We start from the raw sequence: 22,372 nt of genomic DNA on the forward strand, positions 1-22,372 counted from the left end.
CCGGCTCCTGATGGCATATGGATAAACGAAGAGGAGGAGAAGGCCGTGGCACAAAACATTCCCGAGATATCGGAATACAGGTACGGTTTTCGTGATAAGGACGTCTCGGTTTTCCGGTCCAAGAAAGGGCTGAGCCGCCAAGTAGTGGAGGAGATCTCCCGCATGAAAGGCGAACCCGAATGGATGCTGGAATTCCGTTTGAAGGCATTGGAGCAATTCTACAAAATGCCCATGCCGGAATCAACCAACAGCAAATGGTTCTCCCTGTTGCCGGGAAACCTCGATGAACTGGATTTCGACGACATCACCTACTACGTCAAACCATCTGAGCGGCAAGGCCGTTCTTGGGACGAAGTGCCGGATGAGATCAAGCAAACCTTCGACAAGCTGGGCATTCCCGAGGCGGAACAGAAGTTTTTGGCCGGGGTGTCGGCGCAATACGAGTCTGAGGTTGTATACCACAACATGCAAAAAGAGTTGGAAGAGCAAGGGGTTATCTTCTGCGACACGGATACCGCTTTGCGCGAGTACCCAGAGCTGTTGAAAGAATACTTCGGTACGGTTGTTCCGATTACGGACAACAAGTTTGCCGCATTGAACAGTGCGGTGTGGAGCGGTGGAAGCTTTATTTACGTCCCCAAAGGGGTGCGTTGCGAAGTGCCGCTGCAAGCTTACTTCCGTATCAACTCGGAGAACATGGGGCAGTTTGAGCGGACACTGATCATCGTGGATGAGGGCGCGTTTGTGCATTATGTGGAAGGTTGTACGGCGCCGATCTACAGCACGGACTCCCTGCACAGCGCAGTAGTGGAGATCGTGGTGAAAGATAACGCGCGTTGCCGTTACACTACCATCCAAAACTGGGCTCCCAACATTTACAACCTGGTAACCAAGCGGGCGGTAGCTCATGCAGGCGCCCACATGGAATGGGTTGATGGCAACATCGGTTCTAAATTGACCATGAAATATCCCGCCGTCATCATGAAAGGGGAAGGTGCTAAAGCTGACATTCTGTCCATCGCTGTAGCCGGAAAAGGGCAGCACCAAGATGCGGGTGCGAAAGTGGTCGCCTTGGCTCCAAACTGCACATCTACGATCATTTCTAAGTCGATCAGCAAACAGGGCGGTAAAGTGACTTACCGCGGCTTGACGGCATTTGGCAAAAACGCGGAAGGCTCCAAAGCCAATGTGAAGTGCGATACGCTGATCTTGGATGACCAATCCACATCGGACACGATTCCGTACAACGAGATCAAAGCGGACAATGTTACGCTTGAACACGAAGCGACCGTGTCCAAAGTGAGTGAAGAGCAGCTCTTTTACCTGATGAGCCGCGGGTTGTCAGAAAACGAAGCGACGCAGATGATTATCATGGGCTTCATCGAACCGTTTACCAAAGAATTGCCCATGGAGTACGCTGTGGAGATGAACCGCCTGATCAAATTTGAGATGGAAGGCTCTATCGGTTAATCGCAAATTGTGCAACTCCCCGCTGGGTTTAGGCGGGGAGTGTTTGTTTATGCAATCGCCAAAGTATTAAGGGCTTATCAAAGAAATGGACATGGCATGACCAAAAGAACCTGGTGAGAGACAACAAGGCTCGTTGCGCGCTTACTGAGCGCGGCAACGAGCCTTGTTTGCATTTGCGGCTTATCCGGCCGCGAAGGGAAAGATAAACGGACGTTATTTCGAGTAGGGCGTATCAAGCAAATCAAGTAGGTGGGTAGGCTCCCTTTCATCTAAAGGCTATGCTTGGCCCAACTTCGTCAAGTAACGAGACATCACATCCACGGCCACGCTGATGGCCTCCTCTTGCGGTTCGATTTTTGGATGGTGTAGCCCGTAGGGAGTGTCCACCCCAAGCCAGAACATAAAGCCGGGAATCTCCCGCAGAAAATAGCCGAAGTCTTCGCCTGTCATCGCTTCCCGGCAGGTGATCAGGGTGTAGGGCGTCTCGGTTTTGACCCAATCCATGAAAGCAAGGGTCAAGGCTTCATCATTATCTACTTGGCAGTAATTGGCGCCCCAGTCGATGGTAGCTTGGCAAGCAAATCCTTGTTCGATGCCTTGCACCAGTTGTTCGATGCGTGCCTTCACCCTGTGCATCGTTTCCATAGACAGTGTGCGGATGGTCCCTTCGAGGCGGGCTTGTCCTGCGATGATGTTTTGTTTGGTGCCGACGGACATTTTGCCGATGGTGATGATGGCCGAGTCGATCGGGTCCACATTGCGCGAGACGATCGTCTGCAACTGCATCACCAACTGCGAGGCGGCAATCGCCATGTCATTGGCAAGATGCGGACGGGCTGCATGACCGCTGGTACCGGTGAGATCGATGAAGCATTCGGAGGTGTTGGCAAACAAGATGCCCGGTTTGGTGGCGATGGTGCCCACCGGATACTCTGGGGCGATGTGTAGAGCGAAGATCATGTCGGGTTTCCATTCCTTGAATGGTTCGCTATTTAACATCGGTTGCGCACCACCCGGCCCCTCTTCTGCCGGCTGGAACAGGAAGAGCAGATCATCGCGCAACGGCTGATGCGCAAAGTGGCTGATCAAGCCGAGGGCGATGGTCATATGGATATCGTGTCCACATGCATGCATATAGCCCTCATGCCGAGAGCGGAACGGATAAGTGGTTTGCTCGGTGATCGGCAATCCATCCATATCGGCCCGGTAAGCGATGCATTTTTGCGGTTGGGTTCCGGGAATTTTGATCAAAATGCCCGTTTTCCATGTTTTGATCTGCAATCGGTTCGGTAGGGTGCGTAGGTAATCTAAGAGAAATTGTTGGGTTTTCCACTCTTGAAAGCCAGGTTCGGGAATCTGATGCAATTCGCGGCGCACCTGGATGAGCGTTTCTAATTGTGACCGGGACATCAGTTTACCTCCTAGGCAGGTTCCATCTGCGTGATTAAGCGTTCCAATGTTTCTATGAAAAATGTGACTTCCGTGCGAGTTAGGGTAAGCGGGGGTAACAGGCGCACAACGGTTTTGGCCGTCACATTAACCAATATTCCCGCCTCCAGCAATTCGCTTTGCAAGCGTTTCACTTGCTCAGCGGATAGATGCGTGCGTATCCCTAGCATCATTCCGCGGCCATCCACGCCTTTGAAAACACGGGGATGTGCTTGTTGCAACCGATAAAGCTCTTCCCAAAGAGCATCGGCCACCTGGCGCCCCTGTTCCAGCAAGCCGTCTTCCAACAAGACATCTAGCACTGCATTGCCCAAAGCGGCGCTCAACGGGGAGGGAGCAAACGTCGTTCCGTGGTCTCCGGGTTGGAACAAGTCCGCTACATGCGCGCTAGCGATCAGGCCTCCCAGCGGCAACCCACCGCCAATTCCCTTGGCGAAGAGGATGATATCGGGAGAGAGGGCGAAGTGCTGGTAGGCAAATAGTTTTCCGGTGCGGCCGATTCCAGTTTGGATCTCATCGACCAAGAACAACATCTGCTCCTCTTTGCACAACCGCTCGATTGTTTCCAAATAAGCGCGCTCCAGAGACACGACCCCACCCGCACCTAGGATCGGTTCCACCAAAATAGCGGCTGGACGATGCGTGCGGCAAACTTCCATCAACGAATCAATCTGGTTGGGTTCTACTTCAAAGACGGGGAAGTCTGGTTGCGGGAAGTCTTGGTAGACCCCAGGTTGCCGGGTGAGCCGCAATGCGCCCAATGTGCGGCCGTGGAAACTGTTATTCAAGACGACAATGCCTTGGCGCCCATGCTGTTCGCGCTGAATCCATTTGTGGACCAGTTTGACGGCGGCTTCCGTCGCTTCAGCCCCGGAATTGGAGAAATAGACCTTGCCTTGGCCGAACGTATGCTTTACCAAACGCTCAGCGAGTCGGATTGCCGGGGGATTTAAAAAAAGGTTGGAGATGTGGAGGAAGCGGCGCCCCTGTTCTTCTAGCGCTTCCAAGATTCGGGGGTGGGAATGGCCAAGGGTGTTGACCGCCAGCCCCGTGAACAGATCTAGATAGCGTTTCCCCTCCGTGTCGTAGAGATAATTTCCTTCAGCTTTGCCGATGGCGATGGGGTAACGCGAAACGGTGGACATGATGTAAGCTTGGTCCAGCTGTTGCCATGTTTGCATGGTGGTTCACTCCCTAAGAAGGCCAGATAGTAAAAGGAGGCCCCGAAGGGCCTGTGGAGAAGGGTTTAGAGATCGCGCAAGGCTTGGATGATCTCCGTTTTGGAACGGGTTTTGTCATCGATCTCTTTGATGATGCGAGCCGGCGTGCCGGCAACAACCACATTGGGCGGTACATCTTTGGTGACGACCGCTCCAGCGGCTACAACAGAGCCTTTACCGATGCGCACGCCTTCCAGCACAACCGCGTTGGCACCGATCACAACATCATCTTCCACGATAACTGGGGTAGCGGATGGCGGTTCAATCACGCCGGCAATGACCGCACCAGCACCGATGTGGCAGTTTTTGCCGATGGTGCCGCGGCCGCCGATAATCGCGTTCATGTCGATCATGGTGCCTTCACCGATCACAGAGCCGATGTTGATGACAGCACCCATCATAATGACAGCGTTCGGTCCGATTTCCACTTGGTCGCGGATAATTGCGCCAGGTTCAATCCGCGCCGGAATGTTTTTCATGTCCAACAGCGGAATCGCCGAATTGCGACGGTCATGCTCTACTACATAGTCTTCGATGTGCTCTTTGTTAGCGGTCAACACCGGTTCAAGGTCTTTCCAGTCTCCAAAGACAACGCCCACTTGCCCAGTGATGAACGTTTGGACATTTGGCCCGAAATCAATGTGATCCAATTGACCTTTGATATGTATCTTAACCGGAGTTTTCTTTTCGCTTTTTTGAATGAACTCGATGATTTGGTGAGCGTTCATTTCTTTCATGTACAGGCATCCTTTCTGTGGGAAGGTACAAGTTCACTGAAAGTATATCACAACCGCTTTTGCAGAGTGAAGGGCTTGTAGATAAACACCGTTGCAATCGGCGCCGCAGATAATGAGAAAACAGTATCTATGTGTTAGCCGCATGGGCGTTGTAATCGCTTGCAATCATGACAAAAGCAGCGCTCCAGATGGGAGCCCTGCTGATGGGAAAAATTTTCCGCAAGATGCTACCTGCGAAAAGTAGCATGCATGCGTAATAGGAATTGAGCTGTGACGACGCTTTTGTTGCCCTATCGATCAGCCCGCGTTGCCGCTATAGGCTGAAGTTGAGACTAGGTTCCGTTGTACAGACAAAGTTATGCCAAAGGCGGAATGGGCCAGCCCGGTTCTTGGCTCTCAAAACCGGGAGCCGGCCAGCCGGGCTCTTGGCTCGCGGTTGTGATATTCTCTACCTGGCTAGTTAGCCCAAATACGGTAGAGGTAGCAATCCCGAGGACGACCATAGCAGTTGACAGATATTTAATCTTTAAAATCATGCTCTTCTACCTCCATCCTAGTAAAGTCTCTCTTTACATTATACATATTTCGCATGCAATTCTGAAATTCCTGCTCGTCCACGCCATCGTAACATTTGGCCAGATTAAACCATGCTTTGTACTCTTTCTCTTTATATCCATGTTTTTGGGTTAAATCCAACGCTTTTTTATAGTATGCGATCGCATCCTCCACGTTGCCGGCGGTGTACGAGAGCTCGCCAATGGTGAGAAGGCTGGTGCTCAAATGCTTGGAGTCGTTATATTTTTCCGCTTGTTGGATCGCTTTTAGCAAGGCATTTCGGGCATCTTCCATTCTGTTCTGCTTCATGTACAAAGTGCCTAAGCGGTTGTACACTTTGGTGATGCGCTGTTCTTCCTTGTGCTTTTCTTCAACTTTCAGCGCCATTTTGAAGGAGGTTTCAGCCATGGACCAGTCTTTGGTCGCCGTGTAGGCGCTCCCTAAAACGATCCACAGATCGCACATGCTGTCGTACAATTTGTTACGTCTTGCAATTTCAATGCCTTCTTCGGCATATTCGATCGACTCCTCGTATAAGCCGATTAATCTCGAAAATTCTGCACGCAACCAGTAGAAACCAAGCAAAGTTGCGGCATCTGCAATATTCGGAATTTGGCTCCAGATCTCTTGAACCAGACGCATGCCTTCGGTGATCCGACCCAACCGATGCAAATAGATGCCTTTGTTTCTGTAGAGCAGGATTTTGATGTGCTGGTTGGTTCCGTTTTCCAAAAACGCTTCCAGCCCGTTGTCAGTGAATGAGAGGGCTTGTTCCATCTGGTTCTGGTAGTAGCTGCTGAGACTTAACAGCAAGTAGCTGGCCGCTTCCATATTTTGCTCTTTGTAAGAGTTTTGTTGGGAGAGGCGTAGGGCATTGTACAGTGCACGTTCTGCTTGTTTCCACTTTTTCTTTGACATATAGCATTTGCCTTTTAAATAATAGGCGTGGGCGATGTACGGATGCGATTCATCCAACACCAACTCTTCCAACTGCTGGAGTGCTTCGTCGACGAGACCGATCTGCCGTAGCGTAGCAACCGTGAGCATCTTAAATTTTACTTTTTTTAACTCGGACTGCTCTTTCACCAGCATTTCTGGAAGTTTATGCATCGGCAGATCTAATTTTTCCAATAAATATGAAATTTTTTCGGGACTGACGTGGGCGACACCGCGTTCGATGTTACTGACCGTGGCAGGGGATATGTTCTCGTCAGCCAAATCTTCTAGTCTTAGTCCACGCTCTTTTCTGACCTTGCGGATCACTTCCCCAATCTCATGCAATGCTAATGTTTTCATGCCGATCACCTCACAAGTAGTGGATTATTATTATATTACACCTTATTAAAAAAATTGGGAACTATTATATTTAAATTTTCTTAAATATAAAAGAAGAGAAGAGGATTATGTAGACGAAGGGTTGTTAATTATGTATAAAAAAGGATACATTAATAATTGACATCCATGTTTTCGCGCCTTGAGGAGGAACAATGAGACTAACTCCTGTGCTGAAAGAATTAAAAAAAAGAATCGCAGAAGAGCACGTTTTTGATATGTCCGCGCAACTCGCTTATTATATCTTGATGTCCATTTTCCCTTTTTTGTTGCTTGCTGTTACGGTGTTGGGCTTTCTGCCTTTCACCAGTTCCGATATTCTGGCCATGATCCAGCCTTACGCCCCGCCTTCCACTTATGAATTGTTGGAATCCAATCTGGCGGTGATTTTGGATGAGCGACGCGAAGGGGTGTTATCACTTAGCTTGGTGATCACCATTTATCTGGCCTCAGTTGTTTTTCAATCAATTATTCGTATCATGGACAATGCATATCGTGTCCATAAAGAAAGGCCGTTTTGGATGCAGGTTTTGCTGGGAATATTCTTGATGTTCGGTTTGCTTGGAGCGCTGGTGATTTCGCTGATGTTGCCCATTTTCGGCAAAGTGTTGGGACAATATGCATTTCGGATGTTTGGTTTGACAGCATGGTTTTATGAAGTGTGGACATGGATTCGCTGGGTGTTGAGTAGCCTGGTTATTTTTATGGTGTTTTTGTGTTTGTATAAATTCACCCCCAACACCCATGTCACCTTTGGGCAAGCGTTGCCAGGAGCTCTCTTTGCGATGGCGGGGTGGCAAGCCAGTTCACTGGCGTTTTCATTTTATGTTTCCCTCAACAATTACTCCTTGGTGTATGGGAATTTGGGAGGAATTATCGTATTGGTAGGATGGTTTTACCTCTCTTCTATGGTATTAATATTGGGAGGGCTGTTGAATGCGGCCATATGTAAAACGAAAGAGCAAATAGAAAGTTAGGTGAGGAGATGCCGCAGTCGAAGCTGTTTCGGTTAGGATACGGAATGATCATGGTGTTGCTGATCATATTGTTGGCAAACAAGGTCAAGTTCATTTTCCAGCCGTTGGTCATTTTGGTGCAAACACTGTTTTTTCCGTTCCTTGTGTCGGGTGTGTTGTTTTACCTATTTCGTCCGGTGGTGCGGTTTTTGGAAAAGCGGGGTATTCCGCGGGGATTGGGTATTTTGCTGATTTATGTAGTGGTGCTGGGGTTGTTGGTGCTCGTCGGCTTCCTGATCGGTCCGTTGCTCAAAGAGCAATTTAACCGCTTGTTGGCCAATTTTCCGCAAATGATCGACTCCGTACAGACGCAACTGATCAATTGGAGCCATCATCCCTGGGTGGCCAGTTATATCGACTGGAATCAAGTGGCGACGGCAGCGTCCAATTATTTGCGGAGCAGCATTTCTACGATTGGGACTAACATTGCCAACTTTTTCTCAGTGATCACCAATATTATTCTCGTATTCGTGACCGTCCCGTTCATCCTGTATTACATGTTGAAAGAAGGGGAACGGTTTCCCTCGTACCTTTTGCGGTTATTGCCTGAGAAAGAGCGGCAACAGGGGCTCCGCATTCTCGGGGATATGGATTTTGCGCTCAGTTCGTACATTAAGGGCCAAGTGCTGGTCAGCCTGTTGGTGGGTGTGTTGGTGTATATCGGCTATTTGATCATTGGTTTAGATTATTCGCTGATCTTGGCGCTAGTAACCATGTTTACCAATGTGATCCCACTTGTTGGTCCGTTTATCGGGACGATCCCGGCAGTGATCGTGGCCCTCATCGATTCACCGATGATGGTGGTCTGGGTGTTGGTGGTGGCCTTTGTAGCCCAGCAATTGGAGGGAAACTTGGTTTCCCCGTATGTGATGGGCAAAAGTTTGGATGTCCATCCTTTAACCATCATATTGTTATTGCTCGTAGCCGGCAGCCTGGGCGGATTTTTGGGACTGTTGTTGGCGGTGCCGACCTATGCGGTGTTGAAAGTTGTGGTCAGCCACCTGTACCGGCTGGTGCGGTTACGTGCGATGAGCAAGCAAGAAGAGTCTTAAACAACAACCTCCCGTGGTGCATAGCGGGGGGTTTTTTACGCCCTCATGATGGGAAGTCGTGCAGGGGAAATGTTAAAGAATAAATCACAATTTTCAGTTTGATTGCAGATATTTTTGTGGAAGAAAGGGAATGAAACAAGATAGGGGCTGGGGGGATGCAATGTTTCATTGTTGCCGACGAATTGATATTTAATTAAAAACAGGGATATAGGAGGAATCTGTTTATTCATAGCCAATACTTTCACCAGTAAATTTAATAAATTATTAGGACAATTAATGAGATGGAGGAATAATGATGAAAGATTGGGATCCGATGGATTTGGAATGGAATCATGGGGAATTGGATGGGGAAACCAGAGAGGTAGAGATTGATACGGATGAGGATGGCATTAACATTGAGCTTGATTTTTAAACAAAGCTGGGGAGCCGGGTTTCAGGCTGCTGACAAGCCTAAACGGGTGCGAAAGGTGAATAAAGAGCTTTACCGACCGAACGTTCAATAATGAAAAGCCCGCAATATTGTTCGCACCACTTGCAACCAGCCAGCTGGGTGAGCCCCGGCTTCTTTTTTTAATGAATTGACCAGTTAAATCATCATCTTGAGCAACTGGGTACAGGCGCCGTTTTGCATGTGGCGAACGCATCACATGGAGTCTCGTGATGAAGGGGGATGTGCGGTTCCTTCCCTCCATAATTTCTTTCCCAAGTGTCTGCTGAGCGGGCCGTAATCTTTCAGATTGGAGGTGTAAATCCACTGATCGGCAGGAACTTCTGCGCAAATGATAGCATCGCCCACGCTCCAACAATTGCGCCCGTATTTGCTTTTTTGACCAGATAGCATGCCGGTGAGATTGTCGACGTTAATACTGCGCTCTGCTTCTGCGATTTGCGTCAGCGAGGCCAATTCTTCCCGGCATTTGGCGTAAAATGCCTCAATGTCGCAAGAGGGTTGCGGTTGTTGGCGGCAACCGAGATCTAGAATCCACCGTTTCCCTTCTTTGACGGGTGTGGCATGGGCCCGAATGCATTGGCATTCGTCGATCACTTCATCAATGCCGTCGATGAATAGGATTTCAAATTCATCTTCAATCAGGATGTCAAGGCGCTCTAGCAATTCCTCCTTGTCATAACCCACCTTTTTAGCTAGATAGGCGAACACTTTTAACACACGGTCAAATTGCCGCGTACTGAAGCAACGCTGTCCGAGCCGAGCCAGCGCGTCTTCTACTGTCGCTTCCTCTAGCAAGAGAGTATGAAGGGTGATGCTGTTTTTCAAAAAGCTGTTTTTCAATTCGCCGATGACATAATTGGAGGTAGTGAGCGATTTGCCGTTTAGTTGCTGCCGAATTTGCCGTTGGCGCTCGGTGTTGGCTAAATACCGGTCCGCCAAAATGGTGGTGTCCAAAAAAAGTGTTTTCATTCGCCGTCATCCCCCATAATCCAATTGAGACCGTGGTGACGCAACCACTGATCCACGCGCCGAAACGTTTTCTTGTTGCAGTTTCCGTTTAACAACGTGTCGATGGAGCGGGACAGAACATCGAGATGCTCGGCAGTCAGCCGTTCCGCTTTGGTCTTGTGAATGGCGTCGTGAATGATGAGGCAGATGCGCCGCTCGTATTTGTGCAAATCGGGGTGGAGGTCGTTTTTGAGCTGATGAAGGAGGTCTTTGATAATGCCTAGCGTTTGGACGCGATCATGCATGTCATCGAAACGCTCTTCCAGAAGGGTGAAATATTTGCGGAGCTTGCTAAAGGTGTCTGCATGCATGAAGCGCCACAGCGAGTTGGCATTTTGTTTGGCCGGGGACTGGGGAAACAGCGCTTGCCGACGGAGGGTGAGCAGATCTTTGGATAGCGCCCGCTCTTCCTCCAGCCCGGGATACAGACCCTGTTTGACGGCGGAATGATGAAGAAACCTGAGCAAGGCGGTGATTTGTTTTTCTTCGCTGGTGCGCGTTTTATCTCTTCGGTAGGGGAAGTGGCCATCGCGTTTATTCAAGTGACATCACCTTTTTCATTTTTGTCAACTCCATCAGCAGATAGTCGATGTCATCAGGGGTCAAAGTTAGTGCCACTTCATCTTTATGGGGTTCGTTGTCCAAAATATAGCGTAGCCAAGGCTGTTTTCGTGAGTGGTTGGGCGGTGATGCGATTTCAATTTTTAATTGGGCATAGCAGAGCGGTTCCAGCCTGCCTTGTTGGTGGTCGAACGTCTTTTGATTGATTTCCCAGCTGAATCCGCTTAGCAATTTGGTCTTGGCTGTTTGCTTGATCTTGAGGGATTGCGACAATTGTGGATGGTAGAAGAGCTTTTCGATCGTTTTCAGTTTCTCCTGTACTTCGCGGCTCAATTGCTCGCCTTCTGCCAATGGGATGCCTTCCTCTTCGTAATATTTTAACTCCATGTCGATTAGGAGTTCCTCGTCTTGATTCAGGATGGCTAGCAAATAACGTGGAATTTCTTCAAGGCATTGGTAGAATGCTTTTTCCTCCAGCTGGTGCTTGTGGATCAGCGACTGAACGGCGGACGGGTCAAACCGCAACTCCAGCCGCTCAGGATGAACAAGGTGCAGGATCACCTGCTTCTCACGCCACAACGTTTTGATGTGTGCGCAATACTCTTCGTAACATTTCAAGCCAGCTCGCCCTTTCTCGCATGGATTGCAATGTTTAGGTATTCGCGACGGGGAGGCCTTTCCCCTGTTACAGGATGGGGAAAGGCGGGTTGTACTTTGCATCGTCTCTAACCGCTTGATCGTTTAGCGGGAAGGCAAGGTCAATTGATAAAAGTGGACATCATGCCATTTGCCAAACTTATATCCCACTTCGCGCAGGATTCCCACTTCTCTGAATCCAAATTGCTTATGCAACCGAAAACTGCTTTCGTTGCCCCCAGTGATGCCAGCGATGATGACATGGTGGCCAATTTCCTGTGCCCGCGCAATGATGGATCGCATCAGCTGTTTGCCAAGTCCGTGGCCTTGCGCCTCAGGATGGACGTAGATGGAGAGTTCCACTGTGTGGCGGTAAGCTGGTTTGGTACGGTATGGCAAGAGCCCGCTGTAACCGAGAACGGTTCCATCTTCTTCGGCGACGATGAGCGGATGGACGTCAGGGGAGTGGCTGGCAAACCAAGCTTGGCGTTCGGCCACGGTCTGTGCTTCCAAATCGAAGGTGGCGGTCGTCTCCAAGACGGCGTAATTGTAAATGTCGACGAGTGATGGCAAATCGGCAAGCGTGGCGGGGCGGATCACGATCATCTTTTCACGCTCCTTTAAGTAGGGATTCATTTCATTATGGGGTTATGCGCCCATGAGATCAAGGCAAAAATACTGCCGCCTCCCAAGGAGGCGGCAGTATTTGGTCAAGGAAGCTAGACATGAATCATTCTTCTGCTTTGATGGAATCGTAGATGCGGTTAAGCAACTGCTGCTTGGTGTCCCACAATTGTCGCGACAAGCTGACAGGATATACTTCAGGGTTCAGAATGCGCAAATACTCTTCCCAGAACAAAGAGAGTTGTTGCTGGTGGTGTTTGCGGATCTCCGACAAGGGAGGCAGTTGATAAACGCGCTTGCCGTTTTGGAAGATCGGTTGCAATAGTGGCATTGCTTGGTAATGCTTCACTTTCTTCCGTCTGAATGGATGTTCAGGGTCGAACAAGTGAAGTGGTTTGCTTTCATCGATCGTCTCTTCGACGGCGGTGATTAGATCGCCTCTCGCTTTGCCCGATTTGCGGTCAATGATGCGGTAGACGTTCTTGCGGCACGGCGTGGTGATTTTTGCCGGGTTGGACGAAATTTTGATCGTGGGTGCCCATTCCCCATCTTCCAGGCGGGCCACCATTTTATAGACAGCCCCTAATGCCGGTTGGTCAAACGCGGTAATCAATTTGGTGCCGACACCCCAAGCGTCGATCTTGGCTCCCTGCGACTTCAGGTTGAGGATCGTGAACTCATCCAAATCGCTGGAAGCAGTGATTTTGGTATCGGTGAGTCCTGCTTCGTCTAGCATGATCCGCGCTTGTTTGGACAGATAAGCGAGGTCGCCGCTGTCCAGACGAATGCCAGCCAGCTTGTTTCCTTGCTGTTTCAGCTCTAGCCCCACCTTAATCGCATGGGGCACGCCGCTTTTCAGGGTATCGTAGGTGTCGACCAACAGCGTGGTGGCTTCGGGAAAGGCGGCGGCGTATGCTCGGAATGCTTCCAGCTCAGTGGGGAAATCTTGTACCCATGCATGTGCGTGCGTGCCGCTACTAGGTATGCCGAAGCGTTGGCTGGCGTACGTATTGGATGTTGCGTCGAATCCGCCGATGTAAGCCGCCCGCGTGCCCCAAACCGCCGCATCCTTTTCTTGCGCCCGGCGCGTGCCGAACTCGAGGAGGGTATCTTGTCCAGCTACATGGCGAACCCGGGCAGCCTTGGTGGCGATCAGGGATTGGTAACCAACGAAATTCAAGAGGGCTGTTTCGATCAGTTGAAGTTCCATGATATTGCCCTCTACCCGGATTAAGGGTTCACCCGGAAACGCGAGTGTCCCTTCGGGCATAGCATGGAGCGTGCCTGTAAAGCGAAAAGAGCGGAGCAAATCCAGAAATTCCGGTTCAAATGCCATCTCTCGCTCAAGAAAACGGATGTCCTCCTCTTGAAAACGAAGGCCTTCTAGGTATTGAACCACCCTTTCCAGGCCGGCAAACACGACATAACCGTTGCCGAAAGGGAGTTTGCGGAAGTACAAGTCAAAAGCCCGCCGGTTTTGGTGCGTCCCGTTTTTGTAGTGGGCGTACATCATCGTCAGTTGGTATTTGTCAGTATGTAATGCGGAAATGGATAAAGACATGATTCATCTTCTCCCTATGGTGTGCTATTCAATAATTTCAAACATGATGGGAAGGATGTTTTTTTCTTGTATATAGTAAGCGCAAAGTTGGAATTCTTTATCCTTGAGCGACATAATCCACAAGCTTTTGTCGTGGAAATGCCAACCGGTCAGGTCGCGGGCCGAAGGATAGGCTTGGGTAACGGGATGAGAATGAACGACGCCGAGCCAGTCCAACTGGAGTTGGCGCATCTGCTTGATGTTATCCCTGTAAGACCTTGGCTCCAACTCCCAAGAGCAAGTACGATGATTCTGGCTTTGAATCGGGAAAAAATGGGTGATCGTAAAGTCGCGCCCGGCCAAAAAGCCGTATCCTTCATACGGATACTGCTCTAGGCAATACGCGTTGATTCCATGGATCACATGACGGCGAATTGAATAATAGGACGGCTTCATCTCCAGCCCTCCTCGCAGGATGGGTAACAATCAAACAAATGATCTTTCATTATTGTATCGTGTGGGTAAGACGGAAGTCTATGACAAATGGCAAACACTGGATCATTTTAACAGATAGCGGTGAAAGAAGCCGGGAAGTCAGACACCGGATAGGGTGGGATGTTCCCGCTTTGCCCCGCAAGCTTCACAGTGGAGCAAAGCGGCGTCGAAGCAGCTCCATGATTTGCGGAGGTGAATGATCTCCTGGCGCGCTTCAGACATTTTCCTCCAAGATGGCCACGACACGGCTCCAACCGGCGCTGGCGTTTTGGATGTTGATTGGGAACGCCGCTACTTTGAAGCCATGGGACACGGGGATCTTGTCCAAGTTGCACAATTTCTCAATCTGGCAATATTCTTTCTTCCGGCCGACTAAGTGGGCTTCCCAAAATTGTGTTTTCCCTTGCTTGGCTTCTTGCGCCATGACGTCAAAGGGGCGATCCAACCCCCAAGCATCGATGCCAATCAACCGCACACCTTGATCAATCAGCCATTCAGTTGAAGAAGCCAGCAGGCCCGGGTGGCTTAGATCATAGTGCGCTTCGTTGTACCGTTTTGATGTGTCGGTGCGGATGAGGACGATGTCGTAAGGTTTCAACTCATAACGGATGCGGGTGAGTTCAGTTTGGATGTCGTCGATGGTGATGCCTTCTCCTTTGCCTTTGTGGGTCATGTTCAGCACCACCCCGTCCCCGTAGCACCAGCGCAGGGGTACTTGATCAATCGTTTTGGCTGGCTGGTCGCCGACAGTCGGTCCATAATGGTATGGGGCGTCCACATGCGTCCCAGCATGAGTGGACAACTTCACTTCTTCTACCGCCCATGCTTTTCCTTCCGGCCAATGCGATTCGTTTAGGCCTAACAGGTGATTGGAGACGCTGGTGCCATGCTGATGATCAAAGTACTGAATGTGATGGGGGTTGGGTTCAAAGGAGGACGTATCATTGCTCAAAGATTGGCTTAGATCGATCAGGGTGGTTTTCACACCGTTTTGTACATACGATTCGATCATGGTTTCACCTAGTTTCTAGTTATGGATAGGAGGGAGGAAGAGAGACTTATCCACCCTTGATATCAAGTATATTATTTCTCTGGATGCTGTGTTGGTGCTTTTCGCCGCTTCTTCCCTACTAACTTGATTCACCAGACACGCCCTAGTTGGATCACTTTAAATCCGAATGCATCCATAGATAAAATATAGTTGTTTGTCAATTTTATCTTCGTCGTGTTGCCAAGTTGAGCTAGTTGATATTCTTCCAACACCCGTATGCTATGTTGGGATTTGTTCAGGATGACATGGCTGTGGCGATCGATCTTGGCCTTAAGCAGTTTCATTGGCGCCTCTTTTTTTCCACGTGTGTTGGTAATGGCCTTCTTCACTTCCTTTTCCGCGGGCGAATCCCATGCAATCAGATCTTGCACGATCTCATAATTCCCCTTGTTAGAAGCTTCTAATTTTTTTTGCGAGAAGGTGTTGATAAATTTCTCCAGATGGGCGTAAAAGAGTTCAGGGGAATCAAGTAAGGAATTATATCCGGGATCATCTGTGTAAGGAAAGGGATTTTGCTGCGTTAGAGGCTTGAGGACGTTGATGTTGTTCAATGCGCTAAGAGATTGAGTGTCTCCATTCTGATCAATCGCGAAGGCGTAGTTGCCAAAGCGCATAAGTGCGTATGTTTTACCGGAGCGGATGATAAGCAAATCTTGGCCGGCCTGTAAACCTCGGAAATGGGGAGACGTTTCTTTCAATGCCCCTTCGATGAGGATATGGCTTCCCACTTCTAGGCCTTTTTGAAATGTGGCCAACCGCACCGGTTCCTGCTTTAACTTTGCCAATTCGCTGAGCACCTTTTGGTATGCTGGCGTGTTGATGACGAGATTTTCAGGCAAATAACGGTCGAAAAGGTGTGATGGTTGTTTTATTTTGCCGACTTCTTTGCTTACATCATATGGCGTCGTTTTGACCAATGTGAATGTGTTATTTGGCCGGACTTGATACCAAGCCACTTGCGGAGGTTGATCTGTTTTTTCCATGAGCGGGATGCCGGATTTGTATTCCATTGGGAAGTGAAGACCGGGAATCTCCATGATCCCATCCTGGTTTATGTCTTTGGGGAAGACAGGCACATGGCTACCAAGCAGATCGGAATAAGGTTCGTCCTCTGCTTGAGGAGCGTTAACCGCCCATGAAGGGGAAGGCACATCTTCCGCTAAAAACACAGGCTTTCCGTTTTTCAGCGTGACAATATAGTAGGTCCATTTTTCATGCTTGTTATTTTCACAGGCCAAGAAAATCGCATGCTTGTTTGCGGTTAACTTGCCTTTGAAGAAACGTCTATTCTTGCAGAAAATATCAACAAACAAATAGCCTTGTTCCAGAACCCACTTTTTGTTTTTATATTTGGCTACATAGATTCGCATGGCTCCGTTTTCATCGAAGTTTGCAATGTTTTCAAAGAAACCGACCACTTCCGGTTGATTGTTGTTGTCAAGATCGATGATTTGCACTTCTGGATACATGTATAAGTAGGTGCTGGTCAAATCCCTTAAAATCTTTTTGGCTTCCATCAGGCTCGGATTTGGTTTTGTTATCCTTGAATAAGGGAGCGGTTGTAGATCGCTTGGCTTTAGGTCATAATATTCGCCACTCTCATAGTAGATGGGATCTTTGTAGATGATTTTCCCCTGTTCTACAAGCCGCCCTTGTGTGCTTGGTACTGGCTCATTTCCCCACAGTGTGCAACCTGAAATGATTAGAAGGGAGACTAGGAGCCAGATATGCCAATGCTTCATATTAGACCCCGCTTTCAAGAAATGATAAGATAAGACTGAATATAATGGAAACAAATGATAAACGGCATACTTAGGGGTGGATCGTTTGCGAAACAAAAGGTACGGACCAAGCCGCCACTCAACACGCCCTCTTTCATGGTATCGTGGAAACAACGAATTGAAAATCAACCTCGTCAGCCCGGATACGCAAGAAGTGCGCTTCTCTGAAAGACATCCCATTATCATGCGTATCTTGACAGTGGAAATTATTCTGGCTGTGATCGCGCTCTTCACGTATCTGTATGTGTACTCTTATAAAGCCAGTTATTTATCCTATTTTGGCATTCCTCATTATTATACGGAAGTGACCATCGCTGAAATGCTAAATAGCAGTTGGTTGATTGTCACCTTCATCGAGATGTTGCTGTTTGCCATTTATGGGATTATGGCTATTTGCACATATCATATTGTCAATCAGATGGGGATTGCCACCTCACCGCCATGGAAAAAGCGCAGAATCCATGTGCTGGCGCAGATCGTCTGTTTCGTTCTTTTCCTTGGGGCCTATTTCATTTTCTCAAAAGAAACTGATCGGCTGTTTGCCATCTGGGGTAATGCGCAAAGTGATTTTGATTTGCAGTTCATGATTCAAGACTTGTCCACCTTGAATGAAATTCCCTTAATTACATTGATTGTCATTTCGCTTTATGTTTTTTTCCAAAAGCGAACCATGCCCGATCGATCACAGCACATCATGTATTGGGTCAGCTTTTTCACATTTTTGTTTTCCCTTTTTTTCTTTTTGGTACTCACCTATTCCCATTCAGTGATTCAAGGCCAAGGCGCCGCAATGTATAATCAGGTTTATCCATTCGTCATTGAGGATGGGAAAGTGACCAACAAATTGATTGTGGGTACCTATCAGGACCAGTATCTCGTCGTTCACCTGACAAATAAAAAGCGGACCATGAAGACGAGATATGGGCAAAGGCAATTTTACACTGTCGATGACACATATCAGCTTATGCCGATCAAAGAAGATGGCCCCAAAGTGGACATCACTATCACCAATGCTACTGGCAAACGGGTCGCAGCAGGAACGGAAAAACAGAAAGAGATAAAATTCGTGAGATTAAGGCTCAAATACGGGGTTGTGAGAGAATATGATTACAAGTATTTGCATCATGTGCAAATGGACTTTGAACCATTTCCTTTAAAGAAACCGAAGGAGGAATAAAATGAACGGCCTCCCTGTGTTGCTTGTGGCAGTGGCTTTGTGTTTAAGCTCGTGCGCCAACCGCGATCCGGAGCCGGATGTCCTAAAGCCCATCAAGGTGACGCAATTTAGCAATCGGTTCACCAAATGTTTAAGTGACCAAGGCGGAGGGACGTTGAGAAGCAATGAGACACTTTATGTAACAGATGAGAATATTCCGTTTGATGAAGACAAATCTATGATTCACTACCCGGCATATGGAGATTTTACCGTGCAAAAAGTAACTGATGCTAAGATGGAAGATCGCATGCTCAATGATGGCAATGTGGCCGTTTCTTTTCTACAGATCAAACTCTTGCGGGCCACAGACATCAGAGACGTGCGCATCAAGAGAGCGTTGGACAACAACCCGCAAATGACAGATTTCTTTCTGTATGTCAAGTACAGAGTGGAAAACAAAACGGAAGTGCCACTTAAAATAGACAGCACTAACGGTTATCATTATCCCTTTTGCCACCTCAAACTGATAAGGGGTCAAGCCATTCTCCGTGAAGGAACCTTTAATGTGATTAGCCAAGACAAGGTGTTTACCGCTTGGACGAATGATGATTTGACGGAGATTATTGAGCCGAATGTCCCTGTTGATAATTTCATGTTGATTAACTTAAATGGCGTAAGCCCAGAAACAGTGAGAGAGGTGGATCGTTTGGATTTCACCATTGCAAGATTTTTGACATTGGAAGATGAAGAAGTCGCCTCAAAAGGCGGGGATGTCTCTTTTTCATTGCGAGAGTGGCAAAGCATGCGCAAATCATAAAACGGCGCTGACAAAGGGGGATTTTCCTGCATTCTCCCCTTCCAGAGGTGAGGAGGAGTCTTCGCGAATATGTATGATTATTGCGTTTTTTTATTGACTTTAGATTGAATTTTATATTATATAGACTTGTTGTTTTTATTTACAATTGGCGAGGTGACTTTGTAAAGTTTACCTTCTTTCGCTTGATTCTATTTACGTCCGCTTTTAAGTGATGTAGAAGTACTATTATTCATTTTAATTAGAAACCGCATTCAACGTTGAATGCGGTTTATCTTTAGATAGGGGTGTACGAGTAGATGGCTGTTTTTAGACAAGAATTATCACGCGCATTTTTGGGGAAAAACTTCTTTTTAGCTTTATTTGTGGCGATTGCTCTTTGCAGTGTTGGGATAATGATGGCTGGTTTACCACGACCAATCGTTGCTGAACAGGCATATTTTCCTTGGGTATTTGGATTAGAGATTTACTCGTTTGTGGTACCGATCATTTGTGTTTGGCCATTTGCGGATACATATGCTATGGAGCGTAATAGCGGGTATCTAAATTTTGTGCGGATGCGGATGGAACATCGTACTTATGTGAGAATAAAGTTGTTAATCAATGCGTTGGTTGGTGGGGTAGTTACTAGTGTTCCCACATTGATGCTCACTATTTTTACTCTAAGTATTTATCCGAAGACGTTTGATGCAGATAACCAAATAGGTGGGGCGTTTTCGAGCTTGTTACCAGAGAATGTCGTGCTTTATATGTTCGTTTATGTGTTCCTTCATTTTGTATTTGGTGTCGTTTATGCTACTTTTGGCTTTGGGTTATCACTCTATATACAGAAGCGCTACCTGATTTTAACGATTCCCTTTATATTCTATCATGTATTTAACTTTTTGTTTGCACAAATTGAAACGCTTAGTGCTTTAAAGCCCCCATCAACGTTTTTACCTCACACTGCGAACTTTTCAACCGGGTGGACTGCTTTTGGCGAACTACTAATTATATTTATGGTTAGTTTAGTGTTTGTTTGGAAAAAAGTATCTAGTCATGAGGTGGAATAATGAATTTTTGGGGTGCTTCATATACTCATTTCATTTGGATTGGACTTAAGCGTCAATTTACGAAAGTCAGGTGGTATGTATTTTTGATAGTTTGCCCTGTCTTATTTTACCAGGAAGCGAACCGATTTATCATTCAGCTAAACAATATGGGAATTCAACAACATGTATTAAATATATGGGACATCTTATTTGATTTGTTCAGCTATAGCTATATTTTCATCTTTATGATTCCGTTTTTTTTATTCTTGGTCAGCGATTTAATGTTTGATCAAGATAGTAAAGAACAGTGGATGTTACGCATTGGTAGTCGTACGGGTTGGTGGTTTGGTAAAGTGGTTATTCTTGCTTTATTAACCTTGTGTTATGTTTTTTTTCTAATGGCGTATGCATATTTGATTGGATTCTTATATCTTCCGTGGGATGAGGGATGGAGCGTGGCTAAGGTACAGCATTTGTTCCCTTTGCCAGTACAACCACAGATCATAGGGAGCATGGCACCGAGTATCGTCTTGTTTCAAATAGGATGTTTGTTATATTTCGGGTTATTTACTTTTGGTCTTATAACCTTCATTGCATCCATGTATACACGAAGTGAAGTGTGGGGGCTTATTATCTCTTCGTGTATTCCATTTTTGGGCTATGTCTTATTGTTGTTTCGGATTCCGTTAGTAGAGAGTGCATTTTTATTTCCGCGACATTTTGTGTATCACCTATTGGATATAAATGATCTTTTCTCATCTTGGTCTCAAGTAGGTATATCGATTGGGTACTGGATGGTAGTAGCCGCTCTATTATGGATATGGGGTAGTGTTAAAATCTCGAAGGAAGACATAAATCTAGGAGTGGCAGAATGAAAAAAAGATGGTACGCGATCATTGCATGTGGTCTCTTCGCCTTGGTCAGTTGGAGTAGCGCCACTATACTCCGTTCTTCATCAGGTGGTCATGAAGAGTTAATCACTGTATGGGATCTTGTTATGGTTTCATTGGGGGGACCCATTGCTCAGGATGATGTATCATTTTATGAATGGTCAAAATGGCTTATTCTCAACTTATTGTTCCTTGTATTAATTGGGAACGCTACGTGCAGTGAATGGGTGGAGCGTGCAATATTTGTTTTGCCGCGTTATTTTACGCGCAACAAATGGTGGATAAAGAAGGTTCTTGCATTAGGGGTAACTTCATTTGTTTATTATTTCATGGCTATCTGTACGATTTTAGTGATAGGATCTAGCCAATTTTCATGGGCGGCTCATTTGGGCAAATGGCAAGGAACTGACGGGCCATTGCAGTTTACCGGTATCCATCCATTTACCATGCTAGCATGGGTATTTGTATTATGCTGGAGTACCAGTTTAGCGATGGCAGTCCTACAGCTAGCGTTGGCTGTAAAATGGAAGAGTGTATTTAAGCCAATTCTTTTTATTTCTGTGCTTTATGTCGTTTCTTGTTTTAGTCCTTTATTTGGCAAGCAGTTGATAAAATGGTTCCCAGGCAATCAGGGGATGTTTCTTCGGCATACCATGGTAGATCCGTATGTTCCCAGTTTTAGCCTGTCTTGGTCCTTTGTTTATAATGCGATTGTTTTGATGCTTTCTATGTATATGGGTTATTTGTATGTGAAAAAAGCCGATATATTCGGATATGCGCATAAAGATAGTTTGCAATAAAAACGTAGTCGGAGGTTTTCATGATGGAATCGAAATTGGCAGTGAAATTAGAAAACGTTTCGAAGATCATTGATCAAAAGCAGATACTTAGCCAAGTCAATCTTGAAGTTGCCGAAGGGAAAATTGTCGGCTTAGTCGGCAGAAATGGGTCAGGTAAAACGATGTTATTTCGAATGATTAGTGGTTTTGTTTATCCAACAGAAGGGCGCATTTTTGTTTTTGATAAAGAAGTAGGCAAAGATGGAACCTTCCCGCAAGACGTAGGTGTGATTATCGAAACACCAGGGTTTATTCCTGAATATAGTGGCTTTAAGAATTTGAAAATGTTGGCTTCACTAAGAAATAAAATATCTGATGCCGACATTGAACAAGTAATGGAGCAAGTAGGTCTTGATCCCCGTGATAAAAAGGCCGTCCGTAAGTATTCATTGGGAATGCGCCAGCGATTAGGAATTGCACAAGCCATCATGGAACAACCAAAACTCCTCTTGTTGGATGAACCTACAAATGGATTAGACACGGATGGAGTGGAAATGCTTCATCAACTTCTATTAAACTTACGCAAAGATGGGGTAAGTATTCTTTTGGCAAGTCATTATATGGAAGAAATCGAGAAGTTGTGTGATGAAGTTTATAGAGTAGAAAAGGGAACAGTAACGCCGATCACCGATTTTAAAAGTTGAGTACATATGAGGATGCAATA

Annotated in this window: 21 protein-coding genes; 9 read left to right on the forward strand and 12 right to left on the reverse strand. The window is 47.1% G+C overall.

Annotated features, from left to right (window positions below):
• The first annotated feature begins 45 nt into the window (after window positions 1-45).
• A complete protein-coding gene (gene sufB / locus QQZ12_RS00090) occupies window positions 46-1,470 on the forward strand; it encodes a Fe-S cluster assembly protein SufB (protein WP_102991472.1) in 1,425 nt (474 codons plus the stop codon).
• A gap of 276 nt (window positions 1,471-1,746) precedes the next feature.
• Here sufB and QQZ12_RS00095 read toward each other — a convergent pair whose 3' ends face one another.
• The 4 genes from QQZ12_RS00095 to QQZ12_RS00110 all read right to left on the reverse strand — a co-directional run bounded on the left by QQZ12_RS00095 (window position 1,747) and on the right by QQZ12_RS00110 (window position 6,727).
• Window positions 1,747-2,880: an N-acetyldiaminopimelate deacetylase gene (locus QQZ12_RS00095; RefSeq protein ID WP_284723787.1), complete on the reverse strand. Its 1,134-nt coding sequence runs from the start codon at window positions 2,878-2,880 to the stop codon at window positions 1,747-1,749.
• A gap of 11 nt (window positions 2,881-2,891) precedes the next feature.
• Complete coding sequence (locus tag QQZ12_RS00100; protein WP_284723788.1) at window positions 2,892-4,100, reverse strand: aspartate aminotransferase family protein; 1,209 nt, start codon at window positions 4,098-4,100, stop codon at window positions 2,892-2,894.
• Between the two features lie 65 nt (window positions 4,101-4,165).
• The gene (dapD, locus tag QQZ12_RS00105; RefSeq protein WP_102991475.1) at window positions 4,166-4,876 is read right to left on the reverse strand and encodes a 2,3,4,5-tetrahydropyridine-2,6-dicarboxylate N-acetyltransferase; all 711 of its coding nucleotides are present in this window, start codon (window positions 4,874-4,876) and stop codon (window positions 4,166-4,168) included.
• Between the two features lie 519 nt (window positions 4,877-5,395).
• Window positions 5,396-6,727: a tetratricopeptide repeat protein gene (locus tag QQZ12_RS00110; RefSeq protein WP_102991477.1), complete on the reverse strand. Its 1,332-nt coding sequence runs from the start codon at window positions 6,725-6,727 to the stop codon at window positions 5,396-5,398.
• A gap of 191 nt (window positions 6,728-6,918) precedes the next feature.
• Here QQZ12_RS00110 and QQZ12_RS00115 point away from each other — a divergent pair, with 191 nt between their 5' ends.
• Window positions 6,919-7,740, forward strand: coding sequence for a YihY/virulence factor BrkB family protein (locus tag QQZ12_RS00115; RefSeq protein ID WP_102991478.1), 822 nt, complete (start codon window positions 6,919-6,921; stop codon window positions 7,738-7,740).
• Between the two features lie 8 nt (window positions 7,741-7,748).
• A complete protein-coding gene (locus tag QQZ12_RS00120) occupies window positions 7,749-8,831 on the forward strand; it encodes an AI-2E family transporter (RefSeq protein WP_106343153.1) in 1,083 nt (360 codons plus the stop codon).
• 643 nt (window positions 8,832-9,474) lie between these two features.
• Here QQZ12_RS00120 and QQZ12_RS00125 read toward each other — a convergent pair.
• The 8 genes from QQZ12_RS00125 to QQZ12_RS00160 form a co-directional block, all read right to left on the reverse strand.
• Window positions 9,475-10,251 (reverse strand): hypothetical protein, encoded by a 777-nt coding sequence (locus tag QQZ12_RS00125; RefSeq protein WP_284723789.1) that lies wholly within the window; start codon window positions 10,249-10,251, stop codon window positions 9,475-9,477.
• Window positions 10,248-10,832: a hypothetical protein gene (locus QQZ12_RS00130; protein ID WP_102991481.1), complete on the reverse strand. Its 585-nt coding sequence runs from the start codon at window positions 10,830-10,832 to the stop codon at window positions 10,248-10,250. The genes QQZ12_RS00125 and QQZ12_RS00130 overlap by 4 nt, the downstream gene beginning before the upstream one ends.
• Entirely contained in the window at window positions 10,825-11,469 is a 645-nt protein-coding gene (locus QQZ12_RS00135; RefSeq protein WP_102991482.1) for a hypothetical protein, read from the reverse strand. Before QQZ12_RS00135 ends, QQZ12_RS00130 begins: the two co-directional genes overlap by 8 nt.
• Window positions 11,470-11,592: 123 nt before the next feature.
• The gene (locus QQZ12_RS00140) at window positions 11,593-12,093 is read right to left on the reverse strand and encodes a GNAT family N-acetyltransferase (RefSeq protein WP_284723790.1); all 501 of its coding nucleotides are present in this window, start codon (window positions 12,091-12,093) and stop codon (window positions 11,593-11,595) included.
• A gap of 124 nt (window positions 12,094-12,217) precedes the next feature.
• Window positions 12,218-13,672 (reverse strand): nicotinate phosphoribosyltransferase, encoded by a 1,455-nt coding sequence (locus tag QQZ12_RS00145; RefSeq protein ID WP_102991484.1) that lies wholly within the window; start codon window positions 13,670-13,672, stop codon window positions 12,218-12,220.
• A gap of 24 nt (window positions 13,673-13,696) precedes the next feature.
• A complete protein-coding gene (locus QQZ12_RS00150; RefSeq protein ID WP_102991485.1) occupies window positions 13,697-14,107 on the reverse strand; it encodes a M67 family metallopeptidase in 411 nt (136 codons plus the stop codon).
• Window positions 14,108-14,360: 253 nt separating this feature from the next.
• Window positions 14,361-15,158 carry a cyclase family protein gene (locus tag QQZ12_RS00155; RefSeq protein WP_284723791.1) on the reverse strand — a complete coding sequence of 266 codons (798 nt, stop codon included), beginning with the start codon at window positions 15,156-15,158 and terminating at the stop codon, window positions 14,361-14,363.
• Between the two features lie 128 nt (window positions 15,159-15,286).
• Complete coding sequence (locus tag QQZ12_RS00160; protein ID WP_284723792.1) at window positions 15,287-16,939, reverse strand: TcaA NTF2-like domain-containing protein; 1,653 nt, start codon at window positions 16,937-16,939, stop codon at window positions 15,287-15,289.
• 157 nt (window positions 16,940-17,096) lie between these two features.
• Between QQZ12_RS00160 and QQZ12_RS00165 the strand changes: the two genes are divergently transcribed.
• From QQZ12_RS00165 to QQZ12_RS00190, 6 genes are all read left to right on the forward strand, one after another.
• Complete coding sequence (locus QQZ12_RS00165) at window positions 17,097-18,155, forward strand: hypothetical protein (protein ID WP_284723793.1); 1,059 nt, start codon at window positions 17,097-17,099, stop codon at window positions 18,153-18,155.
• A gap of 1 nt (window position 18,156) precedes the next feature.
• Complete coding sequence (locus QQZ12_RS00170) at window positions 18,157-18,951, forward strand: hypothetical protein (RefSeq protein WP_284723794.1); 795 nt, start codon at window positions 18,157-18,159, stop codon at window positions 18,949-18,951.
• A gap of 296 nt (window positions 18,952-19,247) precedes the next feature.
• Entirely contained in the window at window positions 19,248-20,000 is a 753-nt protein-coding gene (locus QQZ12_RS00175) for a hypothetical protein (RefSeq protein WP_106343142.1), read from the forward strand.
• Window positions 20,000-20,854: a hypothetical protein gene (locus QQZ12_RS00180; RefSeq protein ID WP_284723795.1), complete on the forward strand. Its 855-nt coding sequence runs from the start codon at window positions 20,000-20,002 to the stop codon at window positions 20,852-20,854. Before QQZ12_RS00175 ends, QQZ12_RS00180 begins: the two co-directional genes overlap by 1 nt.
• On the forward strand, window positions 20,851-21,669 hold the full coding sequence (locus QQZ12_RS00185; protein ID WP_284723796.1) for an ABC-2 family transporter permease: 819 nt from the start codon (window positions 20,851-20,853) through the stop codon (window positions 21,667-21,669). Before QQZ12_RS00180 ends, QQZ12_RS00185 begins: the two co-directional genes overlap by 4 nt.
• A gap of 23 nt (window positions 21,670-21,692) precedes the next feature.
• On the forward strand, window positions 21,693-22,352 hold the full coding sequence (locus QQZ12_RS00190) for an ABC transporter ATP-binding protein (RefSeq protein WP_284723797.1): 660 nt from the start codon (window positions 21,693-21,695) through the stop codon (window positions 22,350-22,352).
• The last annotated feature ends 20 nt before the right edge of the window (window positions 22,353-22,372 follow it).

The organism is Laceyella tengchongensis, assembly GCF_900182735.1.
GTDB classification, from domain to species: domain Bacteria; phylum Bacillota; class Bacilli; order Thermoactinomycetales; family Thermoactinomycetaceae; genus Laceyella; species Laceyella tengchongensis.